We start from the raw sequence: 20,278 nt of genomic DNA, 5'->3' as shown, positions 1-20,278 counted from the left end.
GGTGTTCTATATTCGAACACGTCGTTCTACTATTGAACAGATCGTATACGACCCGATCCGGACCGGCAAGGGAGGCGCCGAATGACCGACCAGCGCGGCCCCGCATCGCAGACCTTGAGTCGAGGCATCCGGATCCTCGAGGTCCTCGCCGACGCCCGCGAGCCCCTCACCATCGACGAGATCGCCCGGCGTCTGGACGTGCACCGATCGGTCGCCTACCGGCTGCTGCGGACGCTCGAAGACCACGGTCTCGTCGCGCGCGACGACGCCGGCCGCGTGGCGATCGGCGCGCGCATGGCTGCGCTGGCCGCGGGCGTCGCGCACGACCTCCAGGCCGAGGCCCTGCCCGAGCTCACCGCCATCGCCAACGAGCTGGGCGAGACGAGCTTCCTCTCCGTACTCGACCACGACGAATGCGTGACGCTCGCCAGCGTCGAGCCGCGGCACGCGGTCGCCTCGGTGGCGCAGCGCCCGGGGACGCGGCATCCCGTCACGCGCGGCGCCCCCGGTAAGGCGATCCTCTCGCTCCTGCCGTCCACCGCGTGGCCGCAGGAGGCCACCGCGACCCTCCGCGAGGAGGTGAGGGATGCCGCGCACCGCGGCTGGTTCGAGAGCCACGACGAGGTCATCCCGAGCCTGCGGGCCGTCGCGGTTCCCCTCGATCTGCGCGGCCGCGGGCCCGCCGCGCTCGCCGTCGTGTATCTCGCCAGCCGGCACGAGCCGGACGCGATCGCCGCGCGGCTCGCGCACTCGGCCGGCGTGATCCGCGCCGCCCTCGGCGCCTGACCGGCGAATGCACCGACTCCTCGGATCCGCCCAGGATCGGCGCCGAATGCCGCCGACGGGGCGAGACAGGGACGGATTCCGAGGAGTACGTGCCGTCTGGCGAAGCCCCTATACTCGGTTTCGTCCGGCGGGGACGAACCCGCCGGTGCTCGAAAAATGGGCACGCAGCGCGGACGCGCGAGACACATACGGCCTCACACCCGTTCCTCGTCTTGCTGGAGTCCCCATGCCGACCGTCTCCGCGCACGTCGCGCTCACCCTCGCCCGCCACATCGACCACGTCTTCGGGGTCATGGGCAACGGCAACGCCTACTTCCTCGACGCCCTCGAGCGCTCGACCGACGTGCACTTCACCGCGGTGCGGCACGAGGCCGGCGGTGTCGTCGCCGCCGACGCCTACCACCGCGCATCCGGACGCCTCGCGGCCGCGACCGCGACCTACGGCGCGGGATTCACCAACACCCTGACAGCGCTCGCCGAAGCCGTGCAGGCCCACGTGCCGCTCGTCCTCGTCGTGGGCGACGAGCCGACGTCCGGTCCCCGTCCGTGGGACGTCGACCAGATCGCGCTGGCGTCGGCGGTCGGCGCGCGCACCTACACGGTCGGTCGGGCGGATGCCGCAGCCACCACGGTCATCGCGATCGAGCACGCCCTGACGTACCGCGTGCCGACGGTCCTCGCGATCCCGTACGACGTCGCGTCGCGCGAGGCGGGGCCCGTCCCCGAAGCACCTGAGCCCGTCCTGCCTACACCGCTCGGGCCCGTCGGGCCCTTCGCCCGCGCCGCGGTCGAAGAGCTCGCGGCGGCGCTGGCCACCGCGGAGCGCCCGTTCCTCCTCGCGGGACGCGGAGCCTGGGTCTCCAGCGCGGGGCCCGCGCTGGGCGAGCTGGCCGATCAGGTCGGGGCGCTGACCGCGTCCACGGCGCTCGGGCGGGGCGTGTTCCCTCGCACGGAGTTCGACCTCGGGGTCACGGGTGGGTTCGGGGCCGAGGGGGCGATGGAACTCGTCCGCGAGGCAGACGTCGCCGTCGTCTTCGGCGCCTCGCTCAACCAGTTCACGATGCGCTTCGGCGAGCTCTTCGCGCCGGGGACGAGGGTGTTCCAGGTGGACGTCGCCGCGACGGCGACCCACCCCCACGTCGGCCGGTTCGTGCGCGGTGACGCGGCGGTCGTGGCGGGCGAGGTCGTGTCGGCGATCCGCAAGCGGGGCTTGGCGCCCAGCGGGTGGCGCGAGCGCGTCGACGTGGCCGCCGCCCGCGGTTACGACCGAGGCGACGAAGTCGCGCCCGACGGCCGGCTCGATCCCCGGTCGGTGGCCGCCCGCATCGGAGAGCTGCTCCCGAGGACCGCGCCGTCGTCTCGGACGGCGGACACTTCATCGGCTGGGCGAACATGTACTGGCCGGTGGCCTCGCCCGATCGGATGATGATGGTCGGCACCGCCTTCCAGTCGATCGGCCTCGGGTTCCCGTCCGTCGCGGGCGCGGCCCTCGCGAAGCCCGACGCCACGATCGTGCTCACGACCGGCGACGGCGGCGGGCTCATGGCCCTGGCCGACCTCGAGACCGCCGTCCGGGTGGCGGGCGGGCGCGGCATGGCCGTGGTGTGGAACGACGCGGCCTACGGCGCAGAGGTCAACCTCTACGGCCTCAAGGGCCTCGCCGAAGGGCCGATGCGCATCCCCGAGGTCGACTTCGCCGGCCTCGCCACCGGCGTCGGGGCCGAAGGGGTCGTCGTGCGGACCATGGGAGACCTCGACCGGCTCGCCGAGTGGACGCGGGAGGATGCGGCATCCCGGCCCTTCCTGCTGCTGGACTGCCGCATCTCGGGAGCCGTCATCGCCCCGTACCAGGAGGAGATCATCCGCGTGAACTCCTGACTCACTCGCCCGTGAAGTCGGGCTTCCGCTTCTGCTGGAACGCCTGGAACCCCTCGCGGTAGTCCGCCGTGGTGCGCAGGGTCTCCTGTCCGCGGGCCTCCTCCGCCAGCGCATCCCAGAGCCGGTCGTCGCGGAGCCGCGCGATGAGGCGCTTCGAGGCGACGAACGCGGCCGTCGGGCCCGACGCCACCACCTGTGCGCGGTCGGCTGTGAAGTCGAAGACCTCCTCGACGGGCATCGAACGGCTGAAGAGTCCCGCGGCGACAGCCTCCGCGCCCGACATCAGCTCTCCCGTGTAGATCAGGTCGAGGGCGCGGTGCGCGCCGAGCCTCTCGTACAGGAGTGCGTGACCGCCGGAGTCGAGCATCGCGCCGAGACTGGCGAACGGCGAGCCGATCTTGGCGTCGTCGGCGACGTAGACGACGTCGGTCGCGATGGCGAGCCCGAGGCCGACCCCCAGGCATGCGCCGTGCACGGCGGCGAAGGTGGGCGCGGGGAAGGCGGCGATTCGCCGCATCAGCGTCTCGACGCCGGCGAGATACCTCGGTACGTCGTCCGTGGCCGGATCCACGCCGGAGATGTCCCGGCCCGCACAGAAGGCGCGGCCCTCGGCGCGCAGCACGAGCGCGCGCACACCGGCATCCTCGGCCGCGCGGTACGCGGCATCCATCTCGCCCAGCTCCCGCAGCGACAGGGCGTTGAGCTTCTTCGGCGCATTGAGCACGACCTCGGCGACGTCGCCGGTCAGGGAGAGATCGATCATCGGTGCCTCCTATACGTCGTAGTCGACCACGACCCGGTCGGTCGTGGGATGGGACTGGCAGGTCAGAATGTAGCCCCGCTCCAGCTCATCCGGTTCGAGGGCGTAGTTCTCGGTCATCGTGACCGACCCCTCGACCAGTCGCGCGCGGCACGTCCCGCACACGCCGCCCGCACACGCGAACGGCGCGTCGGGGCGCACGCGAAGCGCGGCGTTCAGGATCGACTCGTGCGCCGACACCGGACTCTCGACCGTCGAGGACTGCCCGTCGAGCGTGACCTCGACGTGGTGGACGGGTTCGTCGGCGCGAACCTGCACAGCGCGACCCGAGGGCGCCTCGACGCGGCCGGCCTCGCCCGTGGTGAACAGCTCGTAGCGCACGTGCGCGGGGTCGACGCCGATGTCGTCGAGCGTGTCGCGGCACAGCTGGACGAGGGCGAACGGACCGCACAGGAACCACTCGTCGACCGTGTCGGGAAGGACGAGGGAATCGAGGATGCGGCGCAGCCGGTCCTCGTCGATCCGTCCCGAGAGCAGCGGCGCCGCGCGCTGCTCGCGCGAGAGCACGTGGTGCAGCGCGAGGCGCGACGGATAGCGGTCCTTCAGGTCGGCGAGCTCCTCGAGGAACATGACGTCCGTCGTGGAGCGGTTGGTGTAGACGAGCGTGAACCGCGACGTGGCGGAGCGCGCGAGCACGGTCGCCGCGAGCGCCATGAGCGGCGTGATCCCCGAACCCGCCGCGATGCCGGCCACGTGCGCGCCGTCGAGGTCCGCGAGCGTCGAGGTGAACGTCCCCTGCGGGCTCATGACGTCGAGGCGGTCCCCGGGCCGCAGCTCGGTCTGCGCCCACGTCGAGAAGCGTCCGCCCTGATCCCGCTTGATCGCGACGCTGATCGTGCGCGGCCCGTCCCCTCCCCCGCCGGCGTCTTCGGCCCGGCACAGCGAATAGGACCGCCGCACCTCGTGCCCGTCGAGCACCGTGCGCACAGCGACGTGCTGACCGGCGAGGTACCCGAACTCGTCGCGGAGCTTCTCGGGCACGGTGAAGGTGACCTCGATCGAGGCATCCGTCAACCGTCGGACGGCCGCCACGCGCAGCGTGTGGAAGCGGGTGCGCCGGCGGGTTCCGCGCGGGCCGCCGACGGCGCTGCCGAGGAGCGATTCGGCGATGCGGGCGTTCTCCGTCGCCGACGTGTCCGATCCCATCAGTGCACCTTGAAGTGGTCGAAGGGTTCGAGGCACGCGCGGCACTCGTAGAGCGCCTTGCACGAGGTGGAGCCGAAGCGCGCGAGCTCGCGGGTGTCCAGCGAGCCGCAGCGCGGGCACTTCACGCCCAGCGCCACCCGGATCGGTCCCACCGCCGCGCGGCCGGTCGGCGGCGCGATGCCGTACGCACGCAGCTTCTCCTTGCCCGTCTCGCTCATCCAGTCCGTCGTCCAGGCGGGTGCGAGGGTGAGACGCACGTCGACGTCGTCGAATCCGGCGCCGGTCAGCGCGAGCACGAGGTCGTCCCGAATCGCGTCGACGGCCGGGCAGCCGGAGTAGGTCGGGGTGATCGTCACCGTCACGCGCCCGCCGTCGACCGCGACGTCACGCAGGACGCCCAGATCCTCGATGGTGAGGACGGGCACCTCGGGATCGACGACGGCCGCCGCCACCCGGCGTGCGAGCTCGGCATCGGGGGTCGCGGTCACCATGACGCCCCCGGATGCTGCCGCGCGAGCACCTGCATCTCGGCGAGGAGGTAGCCGAGCGTCGGGAAGTGCGTACCCCGGCGACCGCCGCCCGACGACACGAACCCCGCGGGGCGATCGATCCCGGCCTCGGCGAGCACCGCATCCACGACCGAGTCGAACGGCGCACGCAGCGCAGACGGGCGCGCGGCGATGCCCTCCAGCCGGTCGATGACCGGCTCGTCTCGGAAGAGCTCGTCGACGTACGGCCACACGTCGGCGACGGCGCGCAGCATCCGTTCCCTCGACTCCTCGGTGCCCCCCGCCAGCCGCAGCGTCCACTGCACGGCGTGGTCGCGGTGGTACTCGACCTCTTTGACGGCCTTCGCGGCGATCGCGGCGAGCGTCTCGTCGGACGACGCCTGGAGCGAGGAGTACAGCTCGTACTGATAGACGGATGCCGCGAGCTGGCGCGCGATCGTGTGCGCGAAGTCCCCGTTCGGCTGCGCGAAGAGCCACGCGCACCGGAATCCGTCCTCGTCGCGCCAGTAGGCCAGGTCGTCCTCGGAGCGACCGTCGGCGGTCCCCGCGTAGTGGAGGAAGGACCGGGCGTGGCCGAGGAGGTCCAGCGCGATGTTCGCGAGGGCCACGTCCTCCTCGAGCTCGGGGGCGCGCGCGATCCACATCCCCAGCTGCTGCGACAGGATGAGGGCGTCGTCTCCGAGCCACAGCGCGTACTCGGCGACGTCGGCCGTCGCCGAGCGGTCGTCGGCACCGAGGAGCTCCGCCGACAGCTCGATCCGGTCGACGGTGACCTCGCCGTGCGGCGACCGCTCATCCGCGTGGCTCACAGGTGCGGCACCCCCTCGGAGGCCGTGTAGTACACGGCGTGGCGGTAGTTCTTGCCGGCCGGGCTCTCGAAGAACGCGCCCTTCGAGTCGGGATCGCTCGTGGTGATCGCGTCGGCGGGCACGACCCACACGCTCGTGCCCTCCCCGCGCCGGGTGTAGAGGTCGCGCGCGTTGCGTAGCGCGAGCTCGGCGTCGGGGGCGTGGAGCGATCCGGCGTGCACGTGGCTGAGCCCGCGGCCGGCCCGCACGAACACCTCCCACAGGGGCCAGGTCTCGCGCTCGGACGTGCCGGGGGTCGCCATCAGGCCACCTGCCCTTCCGCACGGGCGGCCTGCTTGCGGGCGTACTCCGCCGCGGCCTCGCGCACCCACGCACCCTCCTCATGGGCCGTGCGCCGATGGCGCAGCCGCTCGGCGTTCATGGGCCCGCGCCCGCGCAGGACCTCGTGGAACTCCGTCCAGTCGATCTCGCTGGTGTGCCAGCGCTGCTCGTCCTCGAGCCAGCACAGCTCGGGGTCGGGCAGCGTCACGCCGAGGACCTCGGCCTGCGGCACGAGCATCCCGATGAACCGCTGCCGAAGGTCGTCGTTCGAGAAGCGCTTGATCTTCCACGCCATGGACTGGGCGGAGTTGGGTGAGGAGTCGTCCGGCGGACCGAACATCATGAGGCTCGGCCAGTACCAGCGGTCCACGGCGTCCTGCGCCATCCGGCGCTGCGCCGGCGTGCCCTGCATGAGAGTCAGGAGGATCTCGAAGCCCTGCCGCTGATGGAACGACTCCTCCTTGCAGATGCGCACCATCGCACGGCCGTAGGGTCCGTACGACGCGCGGCAGAGCGGCACCTGGTTGCAGATCGCGGCACCGTCGACGAGCCAGCCGATCGCACCCATGTCCGCCCACGTCGGTGTCGGGTAGTTGAAGATCGACGAGTACTTGGCCTTTCCGTCGATCAGCTGCTGCGTCATCTCGTCGCGTGTGATGCCGAGCGTCTGGGCAGCCGAGTACAGGTACAGCCCGTGGCCGGCCTCGTCCTGGACCTTGGCCATGAGAATCGCCTTGCGCTTGAGGCTCGGGGCGCGGGTGATCCAGTTCCCCTCGGGCTGCATGCCGATGATCTCGGAGTGCGCGTGCTGGGAGATCTGCCGGATCAGCGTGCGACGGTAGGCCTCCGGCATCCAGTCGCGCGGCTCGATGCGCTGCTCGGCGGCGATGAGCTCGTCGAAGCGCGCCTGCTCGGCCGCCTCGTCGCCGGCGATCACGCTCAGCTCGGGTGCAGTCATCATCGACTCCTTAATTACAGACCGTTCGTTCAGTAAGTCTACCTCGACGGATGCCGCGGCGGACAGCGCGCGCGTCAGTCCACCGGCTGCGCCCGTCTCGTCGTGACCGAGCGCCCTCGGAACTCGGCGACGACGTCGCCCGTCTCATCGGTGACGGTCACGTCGTACAGACCCGCCCTTCCCGAGAGCGCGCGCCGTCGCGCGTGAGCGGTGAGGGTCTGCCCGGCACGCGTGGGCTTGAGGAAGGCGATGTCCGCGCCCGCGGCGACGGTCACGTCGTCGCTCTCGTTGCACGCGATCGCGAAAGCCGTGTCGGCGACGGCGAACACCATACCGCCGTGCGTGATCTCGAACCCGTTCGTCATGTCCTCGCGCACCCGCATCGACACGACGGCCTCCCCCGGCTCGTCGCGCTCGACGATCATTCCGAGCGCGGCCGAGGCGCGGTCGCGCCGCATCATCGGGCGGAGCGCGTCGGTCACGGCGAGACTCCGGCCGGCTCCTTCGCCACGAGGGTCAGCACGTCGTACGAGGCCACGAGCTCGTCGTCCTGATTGCGGATGACGGCGTCCCAGCGCACCTCGCCGTACTCGTCCGTCTCCCGGGGCGTGATCTGCTTCGCCGTCAGCACCACGCGGATCTCGTCGCCGGGAGAGACCGGCGTGACGAACCGCAGGTTCTCGAGGCCATAGTTGGCCAGCACCGGCCCGGGCTCGGGGTCGACGAACAGCCCCGCCGCCCAGGACACGAGCAGGTAGCCGTGTGCGACGCGTCCGGGGAAGAACGGGTTGGCGGCGGCGGCCTCTTCGTCCATGTGCGCGTAGAACAGGTCGCCGGTGAACCGGGCGAAGGTCTCGATGTCGTCGAGGGTCACCGCGCGCGAGGCCGAGACGACCTGGTCGCCGACTGCGAGTTCGGACAGCGGCTTGCGGAACGGATGCCGGTCGGTCCGGGATGCCGCGCCCTGGTGCCACACGCCGGTCAGGGCGGTCAGCATCTCGGGCGAGCCCTGCACGGCCGTGCGCTGCATGTGGTGCAGCACCGCGCGCATCCCGCCGAGCTCCTCGCCGCCGCCGGCACGGCCCGGACCGCCGTGCACGAGGTGCGGAACCGGTGCGCCGTGCCCGGTCGACGTACGCGCGTCGTCGCGGTCGAGGAAGAGGATCCGTCCGTTGTAGGCGGCCGTCCGGGACAGGAGCGTGGCGGCGACGGAGGGGTCGTTGGTGGCGACGCTCGTCACGAGCGAACCGCCGCCGAGGCTCACGAGCTCGGCGGCCTCCTCGACCGTGGCGTACGGGAGGACGCTGGCAACGGGTCCGAAGGCCTCGACCTGATGGACGGCGGGGGCCGAGGCATCCGCGAAACCGATCAGCATCGGCTCGACGAAGGCGCCGCGCTCCGCCACGCCGGTGGAGCCGTCGGACCGCACGACCTCGGGAGGCTCGGTCGAGCCGAGGAGCAGCCGCCCCCCTCCGTCGACGAGTGCCGCGACGCTGCGCCGCACCTCCTCTCGCTGCTCGAGCGAGACGAGCGGGCCCATCGTCACCCCTTCGGCGCGGGGATCGCCGATCACGACGCGCTCGGCGATCTTCGCCCGCACCGCGTCCACGAGCGCGTCGACCTGCCCGGCCGGCACGATCGCGCGGCGGATGGCCGTGCACTTCTGCCCGGCCTTGGTCGTGAGCTCCACGAGGAGCTGACGCACGTAGGCGTCGAACTCCGGGGTGCCGGGCACGGCGTCCGGACCGAGCACCGAGGCGTTGATCGAGTCGGTCTCGCTGGTGAACCGCACGCCGACCGTCTGCACGCACTCGTGGGACCGCAGGCGCTCCGCGGTCGAGGCGCTGCCGGTGAACCCGACGAGGTCCCCGAGCCGGAGGTGCTCGAAGAGGTCCGGCACGCTCCCGCTGACGAGCTGCAGCGAGCCGTCGGGCAGGAGACCGGTCTCGACGAGGATCCGCACCCACGCCTCGGCGACGTATGCCGTGGGGCTCGCGGGCTTCACGACGCTCGGGACGCCCGCGAGGAACGCCGGAGCGAACTTCTCCAATGCGCCCCACATCGGGAAGTTGAACGCGTTGATCTGAACCGCCGCTCCCGGGAGCCTGGTGTACACATGCCGCCCGAGGAATGAACCGTCCTTCGACAGGACCTCGACGGGTCCGTCGAGGTAGACGCGCCCGTCGGGCAGCTCGCGGCGGGCCTTGGACGAGTACGTGAACAGCACACCGATCCCGCCGTCGACGTCGCTCAACGAATCGCGCTCGGTCGCACCGGCGCGACGCGAGAGGTCGTAGAGCTCCTGCTTTCGTTCGGTGAGCACCTGCGCGAACCGCTTCAGCAGAACGGCGCGCTGGTGGAAGGTGAGCGCGCCGAGGCTCGCCTGCCCCGTCGTGCGCGCGTAGTTCAGCACGGCGCCGAGATCGATGCCGGCGGTGCTGAGCCGGCACACCTCCTCACCGGTCGAGGAGTCCCGCACGACGACGGGTGCCGCCTCCTGCCCGGGCTCCTCCGACGGCGCCCACCACTGTCCTCGCACGTAGCTGGGGAGGATGTCTGTCACTGGTCGCTCCATTCGTAGAATCCGGATCCGGTCTTGCGTCCGAGGCGCCCCTCGGCCACCATGCGGCGCAGCAGCTCCGGCGGGGCGAAGCGATCGCCGAGTTTCGCGTGCAGCTCCTCGGCGATCCCCAGCCGCACATCCAGCCCGACCAGGTCGGTCGTGCGCAGCGGGCCGGCCGGATGCCGGTAGCCGAGCTCCATCGCGACGTCGATGTCGGCGGGAGAGGCGACGCCCTCCTCGACCATGCGGATCGCCTCGAGCGCGAGGGCCACGCCGAGCCGGCTGGACGCGAAGCCCGGCGCATCGCGCACGACGACGGCGGTCTTGCCGAGTGCCTCCACCCAGCCCCGGGCTTCGTCGGCGAGGCCTGGCTCGGTGGCGGCGCCGACGACCACCTCGACGAGGGACGACAGGGGCACCGGGTTGAAGAAGTGGAGCCCGAGGAACCGCCCCGGTCGGGCGAGTCCCGCGGCGAGGTCGTCGATCGAGATCGAGGATGTGTTCGTGGCCAGCACGGCAGCACCGTCGAGCACCGACTCGGCCCGGCGCAGCGCGTCGACCTTGAGCGTGCGATCCTCGGGCACCGCCTCCACGACGAGTCCGCAGCCCGCGAGAGCGTCCACGTCGGCGGCGACCCGGAATGCGCCGTCGCGCCCGGCGACCGAGGGTCCGGCCGCACCTCGCGCGACGGCCTTGTCGAGACTCGCACGAAGGCGGGCGGATGCCGCGGCCGCGGCATCCTCGTCCCGCTCCACGATCACGACCTCGGCACCCGCGAGGACGAAGACGTGCGCGATGCCCGTGCCCATCCGCCCCCCGCCGAGGACGCCCACGCGGGCGGGCACCGGGCCCGCGCTCATGGACGGCGCCGTTCCAGGAACGCCGTCATGCGGCGCACCTTCTCGGGGCTCTCGAAGAGCTCGGCCTGCAGCTCGAGCTCGACCTCGGGGTGCGCATCCGCGGGTGCGGCGAGCGCGCGCTTGGTGTGCCGCGTCGCGAGCGGATCGTTCTGCGCGATGCGGTCGGCGAGCGCGTGCGCTGCGCCGAGCAGCTCGTCGGGCTCGTGCAGCGATGACAGCAGGCCCCACGCGACGGCCTCGTCGGCGTCGAGGACGCGTCCGGTCAGCAGCAGCTCGGCCGCCCGCGCCTCGCCGACGATCTGCGGCAGCCGCCACGTCGCACCGGCGGCGGCGATGATGCCGAGCCCCGTCTCGGGATTGCCGATCCTCGCTCGCGGCGTGCCGATGCGCAGGTCGGCGGCGTAGGCGAGCTCGGCGCCGCCGCCGAGGGCCCAGCCGTCGACGGCGGCGATGACGGGCATCGGCAGAGCGCGGATACGCGCGAACGCGTGGGTGTTGATGCCGCGGCGGGCATCGGCGGCTCGGCGATCGCGCAGCTGTGCGATGTCGGCGCCCGAGGCGAACACTCCCCCGGATCCGATGAGGATGAGCGTGCGGGGACGGGCCTCCAGCTCGGCGCACAGCTCGTGCAGGCGGTCGATCATTGCCTGATCGATCGCGTTGCGGACCTCGGGGCGGGCGAGCGTGGCGACGATGCGGTCGTCGCGGCTCTCCACGCGCAGGGCGTCGGTCATCGGCATCCTCTCGGTCCGCTCCATCGCGGCGAATCCATAATACCTAACCGATCGTTCAGTAATAGCACCGTGTCCGGGTGTCAGACTGAGGGCATGGTCGATCCGATCCCCGTCCGGCGCGGGCGCCCCGGCTACGACCGCGCACAGGTCCTCGCCATCGCGGTGGCGCTGTTCAACGAGCAGGGTTACGACGCGACGTCGGTGGCGGATGTCGCGGCCCGCCTCAGCCTCTCCAAGTCCGCGCTGTACCACCACTTCGACTCGAAGGAGCAACTGCTCGCCCTCGCCCTCGATGAGGCGCTGAGCGGGCTCGAAGGCGTGCTCGACGCGCCCGCAGCATCGGCGGGATCGGCGGCAGAACGTCTCGCCGCGGTGCTGCACGGCGCCGTCGCTGTGCTCGTGGACCGTCTGCCCTACGTCACGCTGCTCCTCCGGGTGCGGGGGAACAGCGTGATCGAGCGCACCGCCCTGGACCGCCGTCGCGCGTTCGACCACCGCGTCACGGCGCTCGTCGAGGAGGCGCAGCGCGACGGGCTCGTGCGCGACGACCTCGACGGCGCGGTCGCCACGCGCCTCGTCTTCGGCATGGTCAACTCGCTCGTCGAGTGGTATCGCCCGGGCGGGCCCGTCGACGCCGAGCGCCTCGCGCACGACGTGGTCGCCGTCTCACTCGACGGCATGCGCACGCGCTGAGCCCAGCACGGAATCGACCCCCGACGATGCGCCGAGGGTCGATTCGGTACAGGTCCGGTGCCGGAGCCGGAACGGGGGTCAGGCTTTGGAGAGACCGTAGATCGGGCTGGCGGCCTGCTCCTCTTCGTGGTCGGGTCCGAGCGGGATGCCGGACCGGTCGCGCAGCAGCAGCGTCGCGATGAGTCCGATCACCGTCATCCCCGCGAGGTACCACGTGACGCCCGCGGTGGAGCCGGTCGACTGCACGATCCACTGCGCGATGGTCGGGGCGAACGCGCCGCCGAGGATAGCGCCGATGGCGTAAGAGATCGAGACGCCCGAGAAGCGGATGCTGGCGGGGAACAGCTCGGAGTACAGCGCCGCCTGCGGACCGTAGGTGAAGCCGAGACCGATCGTCAGGACGCACAGCCCCACGGCCAGCAGAGCCACGTCGCCGGTGTTCACGAGCGGGAACAGCAGGAACACACCGGCGAGCTGGAGGATCCAGCCGATGATGTAGGTCGTGCGGCGGCCGATGATGTCGGACAGCCACCCGGCGATCCACGTGAAGACGAGCCACGACACGGCGGAGAGCGTGACGGCGCCGAGCACGTCTGCGGGGGTGAGGCCGACGGGGCCGGCGGGGTCGGTGGCGTACCGCTGGATGTATCCGCCGGTCGTCATGTACCCGACGGCGTTGTTGCCCGCGAAGACGAGCGCGGCGATGATCACGAGCAGCGCGTGGCGACGGAAGAGCTGCACGATCGGCATCCGCGTCTCCTGCTTGCGCTCGGCGAGCTCGGTGAACACCGGGCTCTCCTCGACGCGGCGGCGCACGTAGTAGCCGATGAGGATGAGCACGAACGACAGCAGGAACGGCACGCGCCAGCCCCACTCGAGGAACGCGTCACCGGGGGCGATGAGCGCCATGAGGCCCATGATCCCCGAGGCGAGCAGCAGGCCCAGGGGCACGCCGATCTGCGGCGAGGCGCCGAAGATGCCGCGCTTGGCCTTGGGCGCGTGCTCGACGGCCATGAGGACCGCGCCACCCCACTCGCCGCCGGCGGAGATGCCCTGCAGGATGCGGAGGAAGATGAGGAGGATCGGGGCGGCGATGCCGATGGCCGCGTACGTCGGCAGCAGACCGACGAGCGTCGTGGCGGCGCCCATGAGGATGAGGGTCCACATCAGTACGACCCGGCGTCCGAACCTGTCGCCGAAGTGACCGGCGAGGAACGCCCCGAGCGGCCGGAACAGGAAGCTGATGCCGACGGTGAGGAAGCTGAGGATCTGCGCGAATCCCTCGCCCGCCGGCGCGAAGAACAGCTGACCGAAGACCAGCCCGGCGGCCGACGCGTAGATGAAGAAGTCGTACCACTCGACGGTGGTTCCCACGACGGTCGCGAAGACGACCCGACGCCGGTCGACGGGGCTGGCGATGGTGCCGGTCGGTGTGAAACCGGCCTCTGGCTGCGGGGTGCTCATGGCGTGACTCCTGTGTCTGTGGCTGACGACTTCGTCACCGGCATACTTCGACGAGAACGGTTGCCGGATGTGCGACGATCATATACGATTTCGGATACGACGCAAGAGTGAGGACGCTCATGATGGACGAAACGACGACGGATGCCGCATCCGCCGCCCCCGACCCCCGGTTCGCCGCCCTTCCCGGCCGCCCCGGCAAGGTCATCGCGATCCACCTCAGCTACGCCTCCCGCGCCGATCAGCGCGGACGGCGGCCGCAGCATCCGTCGTACTTCTTCAAGCCGTCGAGCTCGCTCGCACCCTCGGGCGCGGCGATCGAGCGACCGGCCGGCACCGAGCTCCTCGCCTTCGAGGGCGAGATCGCGCTGGTGATCGGCGCCCCGGCCCGCCGCGTCGGGCTCGCCGAGGCCTGGAGGCACGTCAGCGGGGTGACCGCGGCGAACGACTTCGGCCTGTACGACCTCCGTGCGAACGACAAGGGCTCGAACGTGCGCTCCAAGGGGGGCGACGGCTACACACCGGTCGGCCCCGCCCTGATCGACGCCCGGGCGGTCGACCCGACCGCGCTGCGGGTGCGGACGTGGCGCAACGGCGAGCTGGTCCAGGACGACACGTCGGCCGGCATGATCTTCCCGCTCGCGCAGCTCGTGGCTGACCTGTCGCAGCACTTCACCCTCGAAACGGGCGACGTCATCCTCACCGGGACTCCGGCCGGGTCCTCGGTCGCGGTCCCCGGCGACGTGATCGAGGTCGAGGTCGACGTTCCCGGCGGCCCGTCCTCCGGACGCCTGCTGACGACGGTGGTCCAGGGCGAAGCGGGCTTCGATCCGGAGCTCGGCTCCCTCCCCTCCGTCGACGACCTCCAGCGCACCGAGGCGTGGGGCTCGCGCGAGGCCGCCGGGCTGCCCGCCGAGTCCTCCGAGTCAGGCGATCTGCCCGAGTCAGGAGCAATCAGCGCCAATTCTCCTGAGCCTGGCGGATCTCCTGAGTCCGAACGCGCCCTCTCCCCCGAGCTGCGGGCGCAGCTCGAGGCCGTGCCGGTCGCGGGCCTCAGCGCCCAGCTGCGCAAACGCGGGCTCGACAACGTGACGATCGACGGCGTGCGGCCGCTGCATCCCGAGGCGAAGCTCGTCGGCACCGCACGCACGCTGCGGTTCGTGCCCTTGCGCGAAGACCTCTTCGCGGCGCACGGCGGCGGCTACAACGCTCAGAAGCGGGCGTTCGACGCCGTGGGCGAGGGCGAGGTCATCGTCATCGAGGCGCGCGGTGAGACCGGCTCCGGGACGCTCGGCGACATCCTCGCCATCCGCGCCCACGCGCGCGGAGCCGCCGGCATCGTGACCGACGGCGGCGTGCGCGACGCCGATGCCGTCACGGCCGTCGGCATCCCGGTCTACACCGCCGGGCCTCACCCGGCCGTCCTCGGACGCCGTCACGTTCCCTGGGACTACGACGTCACGATCGGATGCGGCGGCACGACCGTGCAGCCGGGCGATGTGATCGTCGGCGACGCGGACGGGGTCATCGTGATCCCGCCGTCCCTCGTCGAGGAGATCGTCGACGCGGCCCTCGCACAGGAGGAGGAGGATGCGTGGATCGCCCGGCAGGTCGCGGAAGGGCATCCCGTCGACGGACTCTTCCCGATGAATGCCGAGTGGCGCGCGCGCTATGAGGCCGAGGGAGGCGCCCGATGACGCCGCTCGAAGCGCTGTCGGCGAACGACTCCGCGCTCAGCAAGTCGCAGCAGGCGTACCGCTGGATCAAGGAGCGCATCGCGAACCAGGAGTTCACGCCCGGCTACCGGCTCGTGCTCGGCAGCATCGCGGGCGAACTCGACATGAGCGTCGTCCCCGTCCGCGAGGCGATCCGCCAGCTCGAGGCCGAGGGGCTCGTCACGTTCGAGCGCAACGTCGGCGCGCGGGTGTCGATGGTCGACGACTCGCAGTACCGGTTCAGCATGCAGGCCCTGTCGATCCTCGAGGGGACGGCCACGGCCCTCGCCGCCCGGCGGCTCACCGCAGGCGATCTGCGGAACGCGCGCCGCATCAACGAGCGGATGATCGAGACCCTCGAGCACTTCGACCCGCGCGCGTTCACCGCGCTGAACCAGGAGTTCCACGCGGCGCTGTACGACAAGTGCGCCAACCCGCGCCTGCTCGAACTCGTCCGGGCGGAGTGGGCGCGCCTGGGGCACCTGCGCGACTCGACCTTCAGCTTCGTTCCCGGCCGCGCGCAGGAGTCCGTGCGCGAGCACGAGAACATCGTCCGCCTCATCGAGATCTCCGCACCCCTGGGCGAGATCGAGAAGGCGGCCCGCCGCCACCGTTCGGCGACCCTCGACGCCTACATGATCCACGAGCACCCTGACGAGGCTCTCGGCCTCCCCGCCTTCTGATCCTGCCGAAGGAGCATCACCGCCATGACCGACACCCAGACCCGCACCCGCCACGTCCCCGCCGACCTGCCGTCGCGCATCCAGCACTACATCGACGGCGCGTTCGTCGACTCGGAGGACGGCGACACCTTCGACGTGCTCGACCCGGTCACCAACGAGACCTATCTCCAGGCCGCCGCGGGCAAGAAGGCCGACATCGACCGGGCCGTCGCCGCCGCCCGCCGCGCGTTCACCGATGGCCCCTGGCCGCGGATGCTGCCGCGCGAGCGGTCGCGCGTCCTCCACCGCATCGCCGACATCGTCGAGAGCCGCGACGCCCGCCTCGCCGAACTCGAGTCCTACGACTCCGGGCTTCCGATCACGCAGGCGCTCGGCCAGGCGCGACGCGCGGCCGAGAACTTCCGGTTCTTCGCCGACCTCATCGTGGCTCAGACCGACGACGCGTTCAAGGTGCCCGGCCGTCAGATCAACTACGTCAACCGCAAGCCGATCGGTGTCGCCGGACTCATCACCCCCTGGAACACGCCGTTCATGCTCGAGTCGTGGAAGCTCGGTCCCGCGCTCGCGACGGGCAACACCGTCGTGCTCAAGCCCGCGGAGTTCACGCCGCTGTCGGCATCGCTGTGGGCCGGCATCTTCGAGGAGGCGGGGCTCCCGCAGGGCGTGTTCAACCTCGTCAACGGACTCGGCGAGGATGCCGGCGACGCCCTGGTGAAGCATCCCGATGTGCCGCTGATCTCGTTCACCGGCGAGAGCCGCACCGGGCAGCTCATCTTCGCCAACGCCGCGCCCTTCCTGAAGGGTCTGTCGATGGAGCTGGGCGGCAAGTCGCCGGCCGTCGTCTTCGCCGACGCCGACCTCGAGGCTGCGATCGACGCGACGATCTTCGGCGTCTTCTCGCTCAACGGCGAGCGCTGCACCGCTGGGTCGCGCATCCTCGTCGAGCGTCCGGTCTACGAGGAGTTCGTCGAGCGCTACGCCGCGCAGGCCTCCCGCGTGGTGGTCGGAGACCCGCAGGATCCCGCGACCGAGGTCGGCGCGCTCGTGCACCCCGAGCACTACGACAAGGTGATGTCCTACGTCGAGCTCGGCAAGACCGAGGGCCGGCTCGTCGCCGGCGGCGGACGACCCGAGGGGTTCCCGACCGGCAACTACGTCGCTCCCACGGTGTTCGCCGACGTCGCACCCGACGCGCGGATCTTCCAGGAGGAGATCTTCGGGCCCGTCGTGGCGATCACGCCCTTCGACACCGATGAGGAGGCGCTCGCGCTCGCCAACGGCGTGAAGTACGGCCTCGCCGCCTACGTGTGGACGAGCGACCTCAAGCGCGCCCACAACTTCTCGCAGGCGATCGAGGCGGGCATGGTGTGGCTCAACTCCAACAACGTCCGCGACCTGCGCACCCCGTTCGGCGGCGTGAAGGCCTCGGGCCTCGGTCACGAGGGCGGCTACCGCTCGATCGACTTCTACACCGACCAGCAGGCCGTGCACATCACGCTCGGACCCGCCCACAACCCCACCTTCGGCAAGAACTGATGCGGTTCGCCGCATTCGGTACCCACGAGCAAGGACGCTGACATGACCCACCGCGACGACATGACCCTCACCTCCTCGGGCTTCTTCGTGAGCCAGGAGGCCCCGATCCGCTCCGACAACCCGGTGCCCACCCCCAGCGCACCGGCGCCCGATATCCTGCGCTGCGCCTACATGGAGCTCGTGGTCACCGACCTGGCCGCGTCGCGCACCTTCTACGTCGACGTTCTCGGTCTGCACGTGACCGAAGAGGACGACGCGACGATCTACCTGCGCTCCACCGAGGAGTTCATCCACCACAACCTCGTGCTGCGGCAGGGTCCGGTGGCCGCCGTCGCGGCGTTCTCCTACCGGGTGCGCACCCCCGAGGACCTCGACCGGGCGGTCGCCTTCTACGAGGAGCTGGGCTGCGACGTGCGTCGCAACCCCGACGGGTTCGTGAAGGGCATCGGCGACTCCGTGCGCGTGATCGACCCGCTCGGCTTCCCCTACGAGTTCTTCTTCCAGACCGACCACGTCGAGCGGCTGTCGTGGCGGTACGACCTGCAGACGCCCGGCGAGCTCGTCCGGCTCGATCACTTCAACCAGGTCACGCCGGACGTTCCCCGCGCGGTGAACTTCATGCAGGCGCTCGGCTTCCGCGTGACCGAGGACATCCAGGACGACGAAGGCACCGTCTACGCCGCCTGGATGCGCCGCAAGCCGACGGTTCACGACACGGCCATGACCGGCGGCGACGGACCCCGCATGCACCACGTCGCCTTCGCGACGCACGAGAAGCACAACATCCTCGCCATCTGCGACAAGCTGGGCGCGCTCCGCCGCTCCGATGCGATCGAGCGGGGTCCCGGACGTCACGGCGTGTCCAACGCGTTCTACCTGTATCTGCGCGATCCCGACGGGCATCGGGTCGAGATCTACACGCAGGACTACTACACCGGCGACCCCGACAACCCCGTCGTCACGTGGGACGTCCACGACAACCAGCGGCGGGACTGGTGGGGAAACCCGGTGGTGCCGTCGTGGTACACCGAGGCATCCCTCGTCCTCGACCTCGACGGCAACCCGCAGCCCGTCGCGCAGCGCACCGACTCGTCCGAGATGGCCGTCACGATCGGCGCCGACGGATTCTCGTACACACGCCCGGGCGAGGACTCGATGCCCGAGTACAAGCAGGGCGAGTACAAGCTCGGCCACCAGCTGTAGCCGAGAAGGAGAACGGATGCTTCCCCCCGAGACGATCGCGCAGCTCGCGGCCGAGCTGGCCGAAGCCGATCGCACGCACGGAGTGATCCCCCGGATCACGGCCCGCTACCCGGACGCGACGGTCGAGGACTCGTACGCGATCCAGGGCGTGTGGCGCGACGCGAACATCGCCGCCGGGCGCACGCTCGTCGGACGCAAGATCGGGCTCACGAGCAAGGCGATGCAGCAGGCGACGGGCATCACCGAGCCCGACTACGGGGTGATGTTCGACGACACGGTCTACCGGTCGGGCGACGACATCCCGGCGGGCCTGTTCTCGAACGTGCGCATCGAGGTCGAGCTCGCCTTCGTGCTGGCGAAGCCGCTCGAGGGCCCCGACGCGACCCTCGAGGACGCGCTGGCCGCGATCGACTACGCCGTCCCGGCGCTCGAGGTGCTCAACTCCCACATCGAGCTCGAGGGCCGCACGATCGTCGACACGATCTCCGACAACGCCGCGTACGGGGCGATGGTGCTCGGGGACGTCCGGAAGCGGCCCGACGAGATCGACCTTCGCTGGGTCCCGGGAGTCCTCAGCCGCAACGGCGAGATCGAGGAGACGGGCGTCGCCGCCGGCGTGCTCGGGCATCCCGCGACGGGGGTCGCGTGGCTGGCGAACAAGTTCCACCAGCATGGCGCCCGCCTGGAGGCGGGTGAGATCATCCTCGCGGGGTCGTTCACCCGGCCGATGTGGGTGCAGCGCGGCGATGTCGTGCGCTGCGACTACGGACCGATGGGAGTCATCGAATGCCGCTTCGTCTGAATCCGACGTTCCGCGACGCTCTCGCGGGTGCGCAGCGCCCGCTCGCGGGGATGTGGGTGTGCTCCGGCTCGCCGCTCGTCGCCGAGATCTGCGCCGGAGCGGGCCTGGATTGGCTGCTGATCGACATGGAGCACTCCCCCAACGGCCTCGAGTCGGTGCTCTCCCAGCTCCAGGCCGTCGGCGGGTACCCCGTCACACCCGTCGTGCGCGTGCCGATCGGCGACGTCGTGACCCTCAAGCAGGTACTCGACCTCGGCGCGCAGAACCTCCTCGTGCCGATGGTGTCGTCGGCGGCGGAGGCCGAGGAAGTCGTGGCCGCCGTCCGCTATCCGCCGCGCGGGCGCCGCGGCGTCGGGTCCGCCCTCGCACGCTCCGCCCGCTGGAACCGCATCGACGGCTATCTCGCGCACGCCGACGACCACGTCTCGCTGTTCGTCCAGATCGAGACCGTCGAGGGTGTCGAGGCAGCGGCCGGCATCGCCGCCGTCGACGGGGTCGACGGCGTGTTCGTCGGGCCGAGCGACCTCGCAGCGTCGATGGGGCTGCTGGGCCAGCAGACGCATCCGGATGTCGCGGCCGCCGTGCGCCGCACCTTCGACGCGGTGCGCGGAGCGGGCAAGCCGGTCGGCGTGAACGCCTTCGATCCCGACGTCGCGCAGTCCTACCTCGACGCGGGCGCGTCGTTCGTGCTCGTCGGCGCCGACGTCGCGCTCCTGGCCCGCGGCTCGGAGGCGCTCGCGGATCGCTGGGGCGCGGCATCCGCTGACCCGGCCCTTCCCTCGTACTGACCCACCGCCCCCG

19 protein-coding genes and 1 pseudogene are annotated in these 20,278 nt (G+C 71.2%); 9 read left to right on the top strand and 11 right to left on the bottom strand.

Translation table 11 applies throughout. From position 1 onward, the window contains the following. Positions 1 to 81 precede the first annotated feature (81 nt). Together ACFQ0P_RS10175 and ACFQ0P_RS10170 are read left to right on the top strand one after the other, a co-directional pair. The gene (locus ACFQ0P_RS10175) at positions 82 to 786 is read left to right on the top strand and encodes an IclR family transcriptional regulator (RefSeq protein WP_204978579.1); all 705 of its coding nucleotides are present in this window, start codon (positions 82 to 84) and stop codon (positions 784 to 786) included. Between the two features lie 226 nt (positions 787 to 1,012). Continuing rightward, positions 1,013 to 2,664: pseudogene (locus ACFQ0P_RS10170) on the top strand (thiamine pyrophosphate-binding protein). A gap of 1 nt (position 2,665) precedes the next feature. On the opposite strand, the gene ACFQ0P_RS10165 reads toward ACFQ0P_RS10170, so the two are convergent. The 10 genes from ACFQ0P_RS10165 to ACFQ0P_RS10120 all read right to left on the bottom strand — a co-directional run bounded on the left by ACFQ0P_RS10165 (position 2,666) and on the right by ACFQ0P_RS10120 (position 11,384). After that, on the bottom strand, positions 2,666 to 3,427 hold the full coding sequence (locus tag ACFQ0P_RS10165; protein WP_204978578.1) for an enoyl-CoA hydratase/isomerase family protein: 762 nt from the start codon (positions 3,425 to 3,427) through the stop codon (positions 2,666 to 2,668). A 9-nt stretch (positions 3,428 to 3,436) separates the two neighbouring features. Beyond that, positions 3,437 to 4,630: a 1,2-phenylacetyl-CoA epoxidase subunit PaaE gene (gene paaE, locus ACFQ0P_RS10160; protein ID WP_204978577.1), complete on the bottom strand. Its 1,194-nt coding sequence runs from the start codon at positions 4,628 to 4,630 to the stop codon at positions 3,437 to 3,439. Further along, positions 4,630 to 5,121: a 1,2-phenylacetyl-CoA epoxidase subunit PaaD gene (gene paaD, locus ACFQ0P_RS10155; RefSeq protein WP_204978576.1), complete on the bottom strand. Its 492-nt coding sequence runs from the start codon at positions 5,119 to 5,121 to the stop codon at positions 4,630 to 4,632. The genes paaE and paaD overlap by 1 nt, the downstream gene beginning before the upstream one ends. Next, positions 5,115 to 5,948, bottom strand: coding sequence for a 1,2-phenylacetyl-CoA epoxidase subunit PaaC (gene paaC / locus ACFQ0P_RS10150; protein WP_204978575.1), 834 nt, complete (start codon positions 5,946 to 5,948; stop codon positions 5,115 to 5,117). The genes paaD and paaC overlap by 7 nt, the downstream gene beginning before the upstream one ends. Continuing rightward, entirely contained in the window at positions 5,945 to 6,250 is a 306-nt protein-coding gene (gene paaB / locus ACFQ0P_RS10145) for a 1,2-phenylacetyl-CoA epoxidase subunit PaaB (protein WP_204978574.1), read from the bottom strand. Before paaB ends, paaC begins: the two co-directional genes overlap by 4 nt. Next, positions 6,250 to 7,230, bottom strand: a complete 981-nt coding sequence (gene paaA / locus ACFQ0P_RS10140; RefSeq protein ID WP_204978573.1) for a 1,2-phenylacetyl-CoA epoxidase subunit PaaA — start codon at positions 7,228 to 7,230, stop codon at positions 6,250 to 6,252. The genes paaB and paaA overlap by 1 nt, the downstream gene beginning before the upstream one ends. Before the next feature lie 71 nt (positions 7,231 to 7,301). Then, on the bottom strand, positions 7,302 to 7,688 hold the full coding sequence (paaI, locus tag ACFQ0P_RS10135; RefSeq protein WP_204981345.1) for a hydroxyphenylacetyl-CoA thioesterase PaaI: 387 nt from the start codon (positions 7,686 to 7,688) through the stop codon (positions 7,302 to 7,304). 17 nt (positions 7,689 to 7,705) lie between these two features. Further along, on the bottom strand, positions 7,706 to 9,790 hold the full coding sequence (gene paaZ / locus ACFQ0P_RS10130; protein ID WP_378772086.1) for a phenylacetic acid degradation bifunctional protein PaaZ: 2,085 nt from the start codon (positions 9,788 to 9,790) through the stop codon (positions 7,706 to 7,708). After that, positions 9,787 to 10,650 (bottom strand): 3-hydroxyacyl-CoA dehydrogenase family protein, encoded by an 864-nt coding sequence (locus ACFQ0P_RS10125; protein ID WP_204978571.1) that lies wholly within the window; start codon positions 10,648 to 10,650, stop codon positions 9,787 to 9,789. Before ACFQ0P_RS10125 ends, paaZ begins: the two co-directional genes overlap by 4 nt. After that, a complete protein-coding gene (locus tag ACFQ0P_RS10120) occupies positions 10,647 to 11,384 on the bottom strand; it encodes an enoyl-CoA hydratase/isomerase family protein (protein WP_204978570.1) in 738 nt (245 codons plus the stop codon). The genes ACFQ0P_RS10125 and ACFQ0P_RS10120 overlap by 4 nt, the downstream gene beginning before the upstream one ends. Positions 11,385 to 11,477: 93 nt before the next feature. On the opposite strand from ACFQ0P_RS10120, the gene ACFQ0P_RS10115 reads away from it, so the two are divergent. Next, positions 11,478 to 12,077: a TetR/AcrR family transcriptional regulator gene (locus tag ACFQ0P_RS10115; protein ID WP_378772083.1), complete on the top strand. Its 600-nt coding sequence runs from the start codon at positions 11,478 to 11,480 to the stop codon at positions 12,075 to 12,077. Positions 12,078 to 12,155: 78 nt separating this feature from the next. Here the strand turns inward: ACFQ0P_RS10115 and ACFQ0P_RS10110 are convergent, their stop codons facing one another. Continuing rightward, positions 12,156 to 13,541 carry an MFS transporter gene (locus ACFQ0P_RS10110; protein ID WP_204978569.1) on the bottom strand — a complete coding sequence of 462 codons (1,386 nt, stop codon included), beginning with the start codon at positions 13,539 to 13,541 and terminating at the stop codon, positions 12,156 to 12,158. A 122-nt stretch (positions 13,542 to 13,663) separates the two neighbouring features. Between ACFQ0P_RS10110 and ACFQ0P_RS10105 the strand changes: the two genes are divergently transcribed. Genes ACFQ0P_RS10105 through ACFQ0P_RS10080 form a run of 6 tightly spaced genes read left to right on the top strand, consistent with a single transcriptional unit; the run spans position 13,664 to position 20,265 of the window. After that, positions 13,664 to 15,235 (top strand): fumarylacetoacetate hydrolase family protein, encoded by a 1,572-nt coding sequence (locus ACFQ0P_RS10105; protein ID WP_378772387.1) that lies wholly within the window; start codon positions 13,664 to 13,666, stop codon positions 15,233 to 15,235. Continuing rightward, entirely contained in the window at positions 15,232 to 15,936 is a 705-nt protein-coding gene (locus ACFQ0P_RS10100; RefSeq protein WP_204978567.1) for a GntR family transcriptional regulator, read from the top strand. Before ACFQ0P_RS10105 ends, ACFQ0P_RS10100 begins: the two co-directional genes overlap by 4 nt. 24 nt (positions 15,937 to 15,960) lie before the next feature. Next, positions 15,961 to 17,472, top strand: coding sequence for a 5-carboxymethyl-2-hydroxymuconate semialdehyde dehydrogenase (gene hpaE / locus ACFQ0P_RS10095; protein ID WP_204978566.1), 1,512 nt, complete (start codon positions 15,961 to 15,963; stop codon positions 17,470 to 17,472). Positions 17,473 to 17,514: 42 nt separating this feature from the next. Beyond that, complete coding sequence (hpaD, locus tag ACFQ0P_RS10090) at positions 17,515 to 18,675, top strand: 3,4-dihydroxyphenylacetate 2,3-dioxygenase (protein WP_204978565.1); 1,161 nt, start codon at positions 17,515 to 17,517, stop codon at positions 18,673 to 18,675. A gap of 16 nt (positions 18,676 to 18,691) precedes the next feature. Continuing rightward, on the top strand, positions 18,692 to 19,477 hold the full coding sequence (locus ACFQ0P_RS10085; protein WP_204978564.1) for a 2-keto-4-pentenoate hydratase: 786 nt from the start codon (positions 18,692 to 18,694) through the stop codon (positions 19,475 to 19,477). Next, a complete protein-coding gene (locus ACFQ0P_RS10080) occupies positions 19,462 to 20,265 on the top strand; it encodes an HpcH/HpaI aldolase family protein (protein WP_204978563.1) in 804 nt (267 codons plus the stop codon). Before ACFQ0P_RS10085 ends, ACFQ0P_RS10080 begins: the two co-directional genes overlap by 16 nt. Positions 20,266 to 20,278: the final 13 nt, after the last annotated feature.

This window comes from Microbacterium insulae (assembly GCF_042677065.1).
Taxonomy (GTDB): domain Bacteria; phylum Actinomycetota; class Actinomycetes; order Actinomycetales; family Microbacteriaceae; genus Microbacterium; species Microbacterium insulae.
The sequence above is the reverse complement of the archived record's forward strand: the minus strand, read 5'-3'. Positions and strand labels throughout refer to the sequence as shown.

Bases quoted from the DNA above. Each gene is read 5' to 3' on its own strand.
- ACFQ0P_RS10175 (WP_204978579.1), top strand. From the start codon at position 82: ATGACCGACCAGCGCGGCCCCGCATCGCAGACCTTGAGTCGAGGCATC.
- ACFQ0P_RS10165 (WP_204978578.1), bottom strand. From the start codon at position 3,427: ATGATCGATCTCTCCCTGACCGGCGACGTCGCCGAGGTCGTGCTCAAT.
- paaE (WP_204978577.1), bottom strand. From the start codon at position 4,630: ATGGGATCGGACACGTCGGCGACGGAGAACGCCCGCATCGCCGAATCG.
- paaD (WP_204978576.1), bottom strand. From the start codon at position 5,121: ATGGTGACCGCGACCCCCGATGCCGAGCTCGCACGCCGGGTGGCGGCG.
- paaB (WP_204978574.1), bottom strand. From the start codon at position 6,250: ATGGCGACCCCCGGCACGTCCGAGCGCGAGACCTGGCCCCTGTGGGAG.
- paaA (WP_204978573.1), bottom strand. From the start codon at position 7,230: ATGATGACTGCACCCGAGCTGAGCGTGATCGCCGGCGACGAGGCGGCC.
- paaI (WP_204981345.1), bottom strand. From the start codon at position 7,688: ATGATGCGGCGCGACCGCGCCTCGGCCGCGCTCGGAATGATCGTCGAG.
- ACFQ0P_RS10125 (WP_204978571.1), bottom strand. From the start codon at position 10,650: ATGAGCGCGGGCCCGGTGCCCGCCCGCGTGGGCGTCCTCGGCGGGGGG.
- ACFQ0P_RS10120 (WP_204978570.1), bottom strand. From the start codon at position 11,384: ATGACCGACGCCCTGCGCGTGGAGAGCCGCGACGACCGCATCGTCGCC.
- ACFQ0P_RS10115 (WP_378772083.1), top strand. From the start codon at position 11,478: ATGGTCGATCCGATCCCCGTCCGGCGCGGGCGCCCCGGCTACGACCGC.
- ACFQ0P_RS10110 (WP_204978569.1), bottom strand. From the start codon at position 13,541: ATGAGCACCCCGCAGCCAGAGGCCGGTTTCACACCGACCGGCACCATC.
- ACFQ0P_RS10105 (WP_378772387.1), top strand. From the start codon at position 13,664: ATGGACGAAACGACGACGGATGCCGCATCCGCCGCCCCCGACCCCCGG.
- ACFQ0P_RS10100 (WP_204978567.1), top strand. From the start codon at position 15,232: ATGACGCCGCTCGAAGCGCTGTCGGCGAACGACTCCGCGCTCAGCAAG.
- hpaE (WP_204978566.1), top strand. From the start codon at position 15,961: ATGACCGACACCCAGACCCGCACCCGCCACGTCCCCGCCGACCTGCCG.
- hpaD (WP_204978565.1), top strand. From the start codon at position 17,515: ATGACCCACCGCGACGACATGACCCTCACCTCCTCGGGCTTCTTCGTG.
- ACFQ0P_RS10085 (WP_204978564.1), top strand. From the start codon at position 18,692: ATGCTTCCCCCCGAGACGATCGCGCAGCTCGCGGCCGAGCTGGCCGAA.
- ACFQ0P_RS10080 (WP_204978563.1), top strand. From the start codon at position 19,462: ATGCCGCTTCGTCTGAATCCGACGTTCCGCGACGCTCTCGCGGGTGCG.